Annotated in this window: 9 protein-coding genes; 1 reads left to right on the plus strand and 8 read right to left on the minus strand. The window is 56.1% G+C overall.

The window, feature by feature from the left end; all coding sequences use genetic code 11:
- Positions 1 to 105: 105 nt before the first annotated feature.
- Both GA0061070_RS13875 and fdhF read right to left on the minus strand, forming a co-directional pair.
- On the minus strand, positions 106 to 1836 hold the full coding sequence (locus GA0061070_RS13875; protein WP_090136679.1) for a penicillin-binding transpeptidase domain-containing protein: 1731 nt from the start codon (positions 1834 to 1836) through the stop codon (positions 106 to 108).
- A gap of 211 nt (positions 1837 to 2047) precedes the next feature.
- Complete coding sequence (gene fdhF / locus GA0061070_RS13880; RefSeq protein ID WP_090136680.1) at positions 2048 to 4195, minus strand: formate dehydrogenase subunit alpha; 2148 nt, start codon at positions 4193 to 4195, stop codon at positions 2048 to 2050.
- Positions 4196 to 4451: 256 nt separating this feature from the next.
- On the opposite strand from fdhF, the gene GA0061070_RS13885 reads away from it, so the two are divergent.
- Positions 4452 to 5183: a response regulator gene (locus tag GA0061070_RS13885; RefSeq protein ID WP_090136681.1), complete on the plus strand. Its 732-nt coding sequence runs from the start codon at positions 4452 to 4454 to the stop codon at positions 5181 to 5183.
- 3 nt (positions 5184 to 5186) lie between these two features.
- Here GA0061070_RS13885 and GA0061070_RS13890 read toward each other — a convergent pair whose 3' ends face one another.
- From GA0061070_RS13890 to GA0061070_RS13915, 6 genes are read right to left on the minus strand one after another with little or no spacing between them, the layout of a single operon-like run.
- Positions 5187 to 6182 carry a carbohydrate kinase family protein gene (locus GA0061070_RS13890; RefSeq protein WP_090136682.1) on the minus strand — a complete coding sequence of 332 codons (996 nt, stop codon included), beginning with the start codon at positions 6180 to 6182 and terminating at the stop codon, positions 5187 to 5189.
- Positions 6179 to 7039 (minus strand): ketose 1,6-bisphosphate aldolase, encoded by an 861-nt coding sequence (locus tag GA0061070_RS13895; protein ID WP_090136683.1) that lies wholly within the window; start codon positions 7037 to 7039, stop codon positions 6179 to 6181. Before GA0061070_RS13895 ends, GA0061070_RS13890 begins: the two co-directional genes overlap by 4 nt.
- Before the next feature lie 11 nt (positions 7040 to 7050).
- Complete coding sequence (locus tag GA0061070_RS13900; RefSeq protein ID WP_090136684.1) at positions 7051 to 7737, minus strand: D-lyxose/D-mannose isomerase; 687 nt, start codon at positions 7735 to 7737, stop codon at positions 7051 to 7053.
- Between the two features lie 46 nt (positions 7738 to 7783).
- Positions 7784 to 8725 (minus strand): ABC transporter substrate-binding protein, encoded by a 942-nt coding sequence (locus GA0061070_RS13905; protein WP_090136685.1) that lies wholly within the window; start codon positions 8723 to 8725, stop codon positions 7784 to 7786.
- 40 nt (positions 8726 to 8765) lie between these two features.
- Positions 8766 to 9755: an ABC transporter permease subunit gene (locus GA0061070_RS13910; RefSeq protein ID WP_090136686.1), complete on the minus strand. Its 990-nt coding sequence runs from the start codon at positions 9753 to 9755 to the stop codon at positions 8766 to 8768.
- Positions 9748 to 11271: a sugar ABC transporter ATP-binding protein gene (locus GA0061070_RS13915; RefSeq protein ID WP_090136687.1), complete on the minus strand. Its 1524-nt coding sequence runs from the start codon at positions 11269 to 11271 to the stop codon at positions 9748 to 9750. The genes GA0061070_RS13910 and GA0061070_RS13915 overlap by 8 nt, the downstream gene beginning before the upstream one ends.
- Positions 11272 to 11385: the final 114 nt, after the last annotated feature.

Genomic DNA, 11385 nt, shown 5'->3' on the forward strand with positions numbered 1-11385 from the left:
CATTACACTACCGGCCGGTTTGTCACACCTGTTAGACGCTACGCCCTATCGCGACATCGCCATCAACATCCCAACGCTGCGCGAGCCGCCTTAAGCGCTTCGGCATCAGGATGCATTTACCGAGGGTTTATTGCTGATGGCATCAGGCGCGATATTCATATGTTTCAGTACCGGGCCGATGATTTTGCCGAATATCGGTGCCGCGACCGAGCCACCAAAGTGATCGCCCACTGTCGGATGGTTGACCATCACCACCAGCGCCACTTCCGGGTGGCTGGCTGGTGCAACGCCTGCGGTGTAGTTGACGTAGCCGCCATCGTACTTCCCATCGGTGCCCATTTTTTCCGCCGTACCGGTTTTCGTGGCGAGCTGATATCCTGGTACCGCCGCACGTAAACCTGAGCCGCCCGGTAAAACATCGCTTTCCATCATATACACGACGGTTTTCGCTGTGACCGGGTTCGCCACTCTGACGCCCATTACCGGCGGCGTTACTTTGGTGATGGAAAGAGGGCGATAGATACCAAACGAGCCCAGCGTCGCATATTCCCGCGCGATTTGCAGCGGCGTCACGCGCAGACCGTAACCAAAAGAGAACGTCGCACGCTCAATGTCGGCCCAGCGCTGGCGGTGTAAGGGAAAGTAACCCACACTCTCACCCGTTAAGCCCAGCCCGGTAGGCTTGCCGAGGCCAAACGCCTGGTAGGTATTGACCAGCGCCTGAGCAGGCATGGCCAGCGCAATGTGGGAAGCGCCCGTATCGCTCGATTTCTGCAATATGCCGGTTATTGTCAGACGCGGCCAGTGCCCGACATCACGTATCAAATGCCCGTTTACGACGTAAGGCGACGTATCAAGAACCGAGTTCGGTTGAATTAAATGGCGCTCCAGCCCTTCGAGAACCACCAGCGGCTTCACGGTTGAACCTGGTTCATAGCTATCGTTAATGGCCGTGTTGCGCATTTGCATCGGAGTGGCGCTTTCGTAATTGTTGGGATTAAACGAAGGATAAGACGCCATTCCCAGAATCTCGCCGGTGTCGATTTTCACCAGCACTGCCGCACCTGAATCCGCCTTGTTAAGCAGCACGCCGTCACGTAATGCGCTGTAAAGCGTGTATTGATCGAACTTGTCGATGCTGAGCTGAACGGTTGGCGGTTGTTGTGGTGGTTCGTAATTGACCACGGAAATCAGGTGGCCGTTACCGTCCTGGCGGTACTCTTCCTGCCCCGGTTTGCCTTCAAGAATGGCGTTATAACTTTTTTCCAGCCCATTCAGCCCAGTGTTATCGGCACCCACGATGCCCAAAAGCGGCGCGGCAGCTTCTCCCATGGGATAAAAACGGCTGTCGTCATATTCGGTAGTAATCCCTTTCAGATGTAGTGCGGCAATATCTTTGGCGATACCCAGTTCGATTTTTCGTCCCAGGTAGAGGAAGTGCTTATTGGGATTCGCCATAAGCTGCGCCCGCAGGGCTTCCGGGCTGACATTGAGCGCTGCGGCGAGGTAAGCCCACTTAGGGCTGGTAAAATCAGGATTCGCTTCGAGAATGTGTTTCGGATCGGCAATGATGTCGCGCGAGGGAACACTCAGGGCTAGCGCCTGGCCGTCACGATCCACCAGCGTTCCACGGTTGGTCGGTAATGCAATGGTGCGTAATGAACGTTGGTCGGCTTCATGCTCCAGCATCGGGTGATTGAGCAGTTGCAGGTCGGCAACGCGTACCAGCAGCAGCGCCAAAAACACCAGAATCACAAGAGAAAGCAGGTGATACCTGTTCAGGTTAAATGAGGAACCGGGGTGATCTTCTCTGCGGTGCTTTTTTACAGGGGGCATGGCGTTTCGTGGCAATCATCAATGAGCATATTCTCCTGTTAGTTATAGGTAAACATGCCAGCAGATGACAGAAGAACTGTGTTTCAGTTCGTTAATAATGATTTTTCAGGAGGCTGATTGAGGTGCCGTTCACGCGCGGTATGACCAACGGCAGGTAAATAAAAAAAGCGGAGTGAAGATCACTCCGCTTTGACGTCGACAAACGCGGCAATCAGCCCATCGCGCTTTCGCGCAGCCGGGTTTTCAGCTTGTTATATTCGTCGATCACATACTGCTCGGCGGCGCGCTGATCGGCGATCGGCTCAATGCGCACGGCGCAGTATTTGTACTCCGGCGTTTTGGTTATCGGGCTTAAGTTTTCCGTTACCAGTTCATTACAGGCGCCAATCCACCACTGGTAGGTCATATACACCGCACCTTTGTTCGGACGTTCGCTGACCTGCGCGCGGGTGATGATTTTGCCTTTACGCGAGTTAACCCACACCAGCGCGTCATCCTCAATGCCCAGCCTTGCGGCGTCGGCAGTGTTGATTTGCGCATAGCCTGGTTCATCCGCCAGCGCGGCCAGCGCTGCACAGTTACCGGTCATTGAGCGGCAAGAATAGTGGCCCACTTCACGCACGGTGGAGAGCACCATCGGATACTCGTCGGTGAGTTTATCCATTGGCGCGACCCAGTCGCAGGTGAAGAATTTCGCCAGCCCGTTCGGTGTGTCGAACTTCTCTTTAAACAGATAAGAGGTACCTTGATCAGCCTCCGACGTATCGCGACACGGCCACTGGATATAGCCCAGCTCACCCATTTTTTCGTAGGTGGCGCCGTAGAAATCGGGACATAAATGACGTAACTCGTCCCAGATCTCCTGCGTGTTGTTGTAATGCATCGGATAACCCATACGGCTGGCGATTTCACTGATGATTTGCCAGTCCGTTTTCAGATCCCACTTCGGTTCAACCGCTTTAAAGAAACGCTGGAAGCCGCGATCCGCTGCCGTATAAACACCTTCGTGCTCGCCCCAGGAGGTGGAAGGCAGGATGACATCCGCCGCGGCTGCGGTTTTGGTCATGAAAATGTCCTGCACAATCACCAGTTCAAGCCCTTCAAATGCCTTACGAACTGCCGACAGTTCGGCATCCGTTTGTAACGGATCTTCACCCATAATGTACGCGGCGCGCACTTCACCATGCTCAACACGATGCGGTAATTCGCTGATGCGATAGCCGGTATGCGCAGGCAGGCTTTCCACGCCCCACGCCTTGGCGAATTTCTCGCGGTGTGCATCCTCTTTCACATACTGATAGCCCGGGAACGTATCCGGCAGCGCACCCATATCGCATGCGCCCTGCACGTTGTTCTGACCACGCACCGGGTTTACCCCAACGTGCGCTTTCCCCAGGTTGCCGGTCAGCATGGCAAGACTGGTGAGCGAACGCACCGTTTCCACGCCCTGATAGAACTGGGTCACGCCCATGCCCCACAGGATGGCTGCGGTTTTCGCTCCGGCATACATACGGGCGGCCTGGCGGATCTCCTGCGCGCTGACGCCGGTGATATCCTCGACCGATTCCGGGGTGTAGCCCTCGACAATTTTCCGGTACTCTTCAAACCCTTCCGTCCGGCTGGCGACAAACGCCTGGTCGTAGAGGTTCTCTTCAATGATCACATGGCCCATGGCGTTAAGCAGGGCGATGTTGGATCCGTTTTTCAGTGCGACGTGCATGTCGGCAATTCGCGCGGTTTCAATTTTTCGCGGATCGCAGACGATGATTTTCGCCCCATTCTGTTTCGCCCGAATTACATGATTAGCGACGATAGGGTGAGAATCTGCCGGGTTGTAACCAAAGATAAACACTAAATCCGTGTTATCGATTTCATTAATGGCATTACTCATCGCGCCATTGCCGACCGATTGGTGCAGACCTGCAACCGAAGGGCCGTGTCAGACACGAGCGCAGCAATCGACGTTATTGGTACCAATAACGGCGCGCGCGAATTTTTGCATTATGTAGTTGGTTTCATTACCCGTACCACGGGAAGAACCGGTGGTCTGGATGGCATCCGGGCCGTACTTCTCTTTAATGGCGCTTAAACGGCTGGCGACATAATCGAGCGCTTCATCCCAGGAGACCGACTCCAGTTTTCCGCCGCGCTGGCGACGGATCATCGGGCTTTTAAGCCGGGGCGTCAGGATCTGGGTATCGTTGATAAAATCCCAGCCGTAATAACCTTTCAGACAGAGAGTGCCCTGATTGGTTTTGCCCTGTGCGGCTTCCGCCCGAACGATTTTGCCGTTATCGACCACCAGATGGATTTTGCATCCCGAGGCGCAATACGGGCAAACCGTGACGACTTTTTTCATCACTTTCGCTCCAGTTAACAGTGTCGCCCCCACTATGCATCTTCTATGCCATAACAATATTGTGGGTATTCACCGATATTACGCCGGAAATTTGCGCAAAATACTGACGAAAAACAGGCTGTCGTCAAAAGTGACGTGACGAAGATCGAAGGGGATGTGACCACGGTTAAATATTCGGTATTTAGTCGCTGCATTTATAAATGACCGCCAACAGAATGGATCAGACTTACCCAAACGAGCCTGACGGAAGCGGACAATGAAACCTGCAATTCTGGTGGTGGATGACGATAGCGCGGTGTGCGAACTGTTGAAAGAGGTGCTGAGCGAGCACGTCTTTACGGTTTATGTCTGCCATAACGGGCAGGATGCGCTGACGCTCAGTGCGCAGCATGCGGATATCGCGCTGGTGCTGCTCGATATGATGCTGCCGGATATCAACGGCCTGCGGGTGTTGCAGCAGTTGCAAAAACAGCGTCCGTCGCTGCCGGTGGTGATGCTCACGGGGCTTGGTAGCGAGTCGGACGTGGTGGTCGGCCTGGAGATGGGGGCGGACGACTATATCGGCAAACCGTTTAACGCCCGCGTGCTGGTGGCGCGCGTCAACGCGGTACTTCGGCGCAGCGGCGTGCTGGCGGCAGAAATATCAATGGAAAAGCTGCCTGGTTTTACCTTTAACGGCTGGCATCTCGACCCTGAGCGCTGCGAGCTGTTTAACCCGCAGCATCAGGTGGTTGACCTGACGCAAGGTGAGTACAGCTTGTTGCTGGCGCTAGTGCAAAATGCGCGGCGGGTGCTGAACCGTGAGCAGTTGCTGACTTTAACGCACAGCGAAAGTGTGGAAGTGTTTGATCGCACTATTGATGTGTTAATCATGCGCTTACGCCGCAAAATCGAAGCCAATCCCCACCAACCGGCGCTGATCAAAACCTTGCGCGGTCTCGGCTATGTCTTTGCCGCCGACGTAGCGCACAGCAATAAAGCTGCCTGAGCTTCAGCACTCTTGCAATAACGCCTCCAGCGTCTTCGCGCCGTCAATGGCGTTGGCGCACAGCAGGCTGGCGCGTGCGCAGGCATGCGCCAGTTGAATGCTCTTTTGCAGTGTCCAGGCTTCGTGGCAGCCGTATAAAAAACCGGCGCAAAAGGCATCGCCCGCGCCGACACTGCCGATAATCTCCGACTGGCTTAACGTGCGCGATGGGATCCACTTTCCGGCCTGATCAACCTCCTCGCCCCATGCGCCTTCCGGGCAGTGGATCACCACCCGCTGGCGCACCCCGGCGGCAAGCAGTTGCGCGGCGGCGGCAGCGATATGCTCAATATGCGGTTCATCGGTTTCGGTGCGCATCGGTAGCCCGCTAAATTCCCCGGCTTCCAGCTCGTTAATCACCAGAAAATCAAGATGCTTCAGGCACGGCAGTACCAGCGGCTGGTAACGCGGATCGCCCTTGCGTGACACCAAATCCAATGAGGTGAGAAAACCCTGCTCGCGCATCTGCGCCAGCAGTCGCGCGCTGCGTGTTCCGTATTCTTCGTCCGGCAAATCAAGGCTATCAAGTAACAAGAGATAGCCGAGATGGAAAATCTTCATGCTGCCGTCCAGATGCTCAAACGCCGGTAAATCCAGCAGACGGTTTGCGCCGGGCGAGTGGAAAAAAGTGCGTTGCCCGGAAGGATCGGTCATCACTTGCGACATTGATGTGGGCGCAGAAGAGGTGCGCTGCACCGCCTGGCGATTGACGTGGTACTGATCCAGCATCGCCATGATGTAATCGCCATCACTGTCTTCGCCCACTAATCCTACCGCCTGCAACGGTATTCCCACGTGCAACTTTGCCAGTGTCAGCAGTACATTCAGCGGCGCGCCGCCCGTTGAGCGCTCGCTCTGGGTGATCTCCGCCAGCCAGCCGCGCTCCGGCCACTGCACGATCTGGTGAACATGATCGACCAGCATGTTGCCAGCGGCGATAACGCCGTTGCGTGCCATCAGAGTTGCCCCGCGCTGCCGAAAATACGCATCTGCGTGGCGACGGTATCGGTGATGGCTTCTTCGACACTTAACAGTAACTGGGCGAACTCATCGTACAGCGGCTGGCGATCCGCCATGCGCTGCTCAATTGCGCCGAGGGCGGCCTGTGACATGCCGGTGTAGAAATTGATTTTATGGATACCCAGCGAAATGGCGCGGCGGAAATCCGCATCGCTGATACCGGAACCGCCGTGCAGCACCAGCGGCAGCCCGGTCTGCTGGCGAATGGCGTCCAGCCGTGTAAAATCCAGCTTCGGTTCACCTCTGTATTTGCCGTGGGCATTGCCAATAGCCACCGCCAGCGTGTCGATACTGGTACGGTCGACAAAATCCCGCGCCCGCGCCGGGTCGGTAAAACAGGCTTCGTCGGCATGACCATACAGCGCGCCGCCCTCATCGCCACCAACCGCGCCCAGCTCCGCTTCCACCGAAACGCCGACCGCATGGCACATCTTTACCACTTCTCGCGTCTGGCGAATATTTTCTTCATATTCCAGCACGGAACCGTCAAACATCACCGAGCTGAAACCGAGGCGCAGCGCGCGCACGACCGATTCAAAATGCAGCCCATGATCGAGATTCAGCACCACTGGAATGTCGTGGCGTGCGGCTTCGAACTTCACCGCTTCGACCAGCGATTCCAGCGAGACATATTTAAAATGGACTTCGGCGATGTTGATGATAAAGGGCGAGCGCTCCTGCTTTGCGGCAGCAAACAGCGCGCGTAAAAAGTGCGAGTCGAGCACGTTAAACGCGCCCAACGCATAGCGGTGTTCACGGGCGTGTGCCAGACCGTCGGCGAGTGAAATCAAAGGCATAGCATCCTCCTTTAGCCGAGAAAAAGATGATATTCATTACACAGCGCCAGCAGTGCCGGTTCGTCTTCCTGAATAGTGGTAAAACGATCGACGGGGTGCAGGAAGTGATTGTCGTGCTCATCGTCATTCACCGACGACACTTCACCAACCAGCACATCGCCAAAGCCCGGTTCGCCCCAGAAGCTGTGATACAGCCCCGGCGTCAGGCAAATACTTTCCCCTGGTGAGAGGCGCAATTGGCTGCCCGCCGCATGGGTCTGTAGGCAGCCATCAATGACCACGGTAACGTCGGAGGTAATCGTCTCTTCGTGCGCGCCGGCGTTCCACAGTTCAATAATCAGATTACCGCCGCCGCGATTAATGATGTCCTCGCGCTTGCGCCAGTGAAAATGCATCGGCGTGAGCTGGCCGTCGCGCACATGCATAATCTTTTCCGCATAACATTTTTCATACGGCATGCCGTTGGGCGAGCCGTTACGCAGAGTGAACAGCGTCAATCCCTGGGTAAAAAAATTGTCGCCGCCAAATGCAGTGACATCCCATCCCAGTTTCAGATCGAACACTTCACGCCACGCCGCGCGATCCAGCTGTTGCCATTTGGTCGGCGGGAAGCTGGCGAATGGCGGCAAATGAACATCATGCATTGAGAAAAACTGCCGCGTGTGGCCGAGAATTTCATTAATGGCGGAGCGTTTCATTTCACCTCCAGAGAAGATCCCCCGCCGGATAAAGCGGGGGAAAATCCTATTTCACCGTCCAGCCTTTGTAGCTGCCGACGTTCTGTTTATCGATCATCGTCACCGGGATCAGCACCGGTGCGGTTGGCGCAGGCTTGCCTTGCAGAATGTCGTAGCCGATCTCCACCGCGCGGGCGGCCATCACTTGCGGATCCTGTGCCGGAGTAGCGACAAACAGCGAGTTTTTGCGTTTCAGCGCTTCTTCGCCGTCCGGGCTACCGTCGACGCCAACAATAAAGAACTCGTGACGCTGCGCCTGTTTGGCGGCCAGATCGGCACCGATCGCTGTCGGATCGTTAATCGCAAAGACACCGTCGATTTTCGGGTTAGCGGCAAGCAGCGAGGTCATCACTTCCAGCCCGCCTTCTCGGCTACCTTTCGCGTTCTGGTTATCAGAGAGCACTTTGATATCCGGGTGACGCTTAAACTCGGTCTGGCAGCCTTCGACACGGTTTTGCACCGCAGAAACCGGCGGCCCGTTGATGATCACTACATTGCCTTTGCCTTTCAGGCGGTCGGTAATGTACTTACAAGCCATTTCCCCCGCCTGGGTGTTATCGGAGGTGATGGTGGCGTCGGCGCCTTCTGCTGCCACGTCAACCGCCACCACCACAATCCCGGCCTCTTTTGCCCGTTTCACCGCCGGGCCGATGCCTTTGGAATCCGCGGCATTGAGGATGATCATGTCCACTTTGGCGGCGATAAAGTTATCGATCTGCGCTACCTGCTGGCCCAGATCGTAACCGCTGGAGACCAGCGTCACTTTGACGTTATCGCCCGCCAGTTTGCGTGCTTCCAGCTCCGCGCCTTTGGTTATCTGCACGAAGAAGGGGTTCGCCAGATCACCCACCGTAACGCCGATGGATTTCAGATCTTTGGCCTGCGCAAACGGCGCGCTGGTCAGTAGAGCAGTGGCGCAGAGCGCCGTGACAAGAGGTTTAAGACGCATGCTGTAATCCTCACTTATGTTACTGTTTTGTAGGGTATTGTTATGCTGCCTGATGATGCCGGGTACGGTATTTGTCGATCAGCACCGCTATGATGATCACCGCCCCTTTGATCACCAATTGCCAGAAGTAGGAGACGCCCATCAGCGTCATGCCGTTGTTAAGGGTGGCGATAATCAGCGCGCCAACCAACGTGCCAGTAATGGTGCCAATTCCACCGACAAAACTGGTGCCGCCAAGGATCACCGCGGCGATGGCATCCAGCTCATAGCCGGTGCCGAGGTTGCCGTTGGCGCTGTACAGCCGTGAGGCGCTCATTACACCACCAAGGCCTGAGAGCAAGCCGCTCATGCCATAAACGAACAGCAGCACCAGCCACACTTTAATGCCGGTCAGGCGCGCCGCCTGCATATTGCCGCCCACCGCGTAAATATGAACGCCCAGCGTCGTGCGGCGCAGGATAAACCAGCACAGCACAATCACCGCCAGCGCAATCACCACCAGCCACGGTACCGGGCCAAGATAGTTATTGCCGACCCACTCAAAACTAATATCGGAGTTAATCACCGTGGTGCCGTCCGCCAACAGATAGGCCACGCCGCGTAGCGCAGTATAGGTGCCGAGAGTGACAATAAACGGCGGCAAACCGGCAAACGCTACCAGCGTGCCATTGAACAGGCCGAGCAGCAGGCCGAGCATCAATGCTGCCGGGACGGAGAGCATGGCCAGTCCGGGTATCAGCGAAACCACCATCGCCGCTACCGCTGTAGTACCGAGAATCGACCCCACAGACAGATCGATACCGCCGGTCAGAATGATGAAGGTCATGCCTGCCGCCAGCACAATGTTGATCGACGCCTGGCGGGTGATATTCAGCAGGTTGCTTTCAGTAAAAAAGTTTGGCGCGATAAAGCCAAAAACCGCGACGATCAGGATGAGAATCGGCAAAATACCGACGGTTTGCATCAGATCGCCCATCAACATCTTTTTGGCGGAAGGGCTTTTCGCTGCGTTCTCTTTAGCATCAGTCATGGTGTACCGCCTGGTGGTGGGATTCGTTAACGCCGGTGGCCAGCGTCATAATGTTTTCCTGTGTGATGTCATGCTGTTGCAACTCGCCGACGATGCCGCCTTCGCGCATTACATAAACGCGATCACTCATGCCGACCACTTCCGGCAGTTCGCTGGAGATCATCAGGATCGCCACGCCTTTGCGCGCCATCTGGTTCATGATCCGGTAGATCTCGCTTTTGGCGCCGACATCCACGCCGCGCGTTGGCTCATCGAGGATCAGAATGCGCGGGCCGATTGCCACCCAGCGGGAGATCAATAACTTTTGCTGGTTGCCGCCGGATAAGCCGCCCACCCGCACTTGCGCGTGCGGCACTCGAATATTCAATAACTTGATGGCGTCATCTGAGATTAACTGCGCTTTTTTGCGATCAAGCATGCCCCAGGTCGCGTCGCGCTCCAGCGTCGCCATGGTGATGTTTTCCTGTGCCGCCAGCTCCAGAAACAGGCCTTGCTCTTTGCGGTTTTCGGTCAGGAAACCGATGCCCAAATCGATGGCGGCGCGCGGCGAGTGGATCACCACTGGCTCACCGTCTACTTCGATCATGCCGCCAGTGGCTTTGCGTACGCCGAAGATCAACTGCGCCAGTTCGGAGCGTCCGGCACCGACCAGCCCGGCAAGGCCGACGATCTCACCGGCACACACCTGCAAGCTGACCGGCTGGATTTTCTCGCCGTCCGTCAGGTGGTGAACGCTCAGACGCGGGTTACCGAGTGGGATATCGCGCTCTTTGTTAAACAGATCGCTTAACGGGCGTCCGACCATCATACGTACCAGTTCAGAGGCGTTGAGTTTGTCGCGCGTCAGGCTGCCGACATACTGGCCGTCGCGCAGAACACTGACGCGGTCGGAGAGTTCATACACTTCCGCCATGCGGTGGCTGATGTAGATGATCGCCATCCCTTCATCGCGCAGGCGCAGGATCAGTTCGAATAGACGGTGTGTTTCGCGCGAGGAGAGGGCGGCGGTGGGTTCATCCATCACCAGAATGCGGCTGTTGCGGTGTAACGCGCGGGCGATCTCCACCTGCTGCTGTTCGGCGATCGTCAGCTTCATCACCCGATCGGTGGCATTAAAATTCGCGCCAAGACGATCAATCACTGCTTGCGCCTGCGCCACCATCTCTTTGCGCTGCACCAGCCCGCCGCGGGTTATTTCGCTGCCAAGAAAGATGTTTTCCGCTACGGTCAGGTTCGGCGCTAACTGCATCTCCTGGTAAATCAGTGTAATACCAGCGGCGAGCGCATCTTTCGGGCTTTTGATGGCGTAAGGCTGGCCGTCAATCAGGATCTCGCCGCTGGTGGCACTATACGCCCCGGCGAGGATCTTCATCAGCGTGCTTTTCCCCGCGCCATTTTCCCCCATCAGTGCATGGATCTCGCCGGGCCAGACCGTCAGATCGACCCCTTTGAGGGCGTAAAATTTGCCGAAAGCTTTGGCAATGTTGCGCATCTCCAGTACGGGCGTGTTGCTCATCAGCGGGCTTCCTCGGAGGAACGATATCCGCACTTCATCACACGTTAGTAAATGCACAATGTCAGGTTCTGTTCATATTTGTCATAGTTACTTGAGGAGACCTTTTCCTGCCGC

It is taken from the genome of Kosakonia oryziphila (assembly GCF_900094795.1).
GTDB lineage: Bacteria > Pseudomonadota > Gammaproteobacteria > Enterobacterales > Enterobacteriaceae > Kosakonia > Kosakonia oryziphila.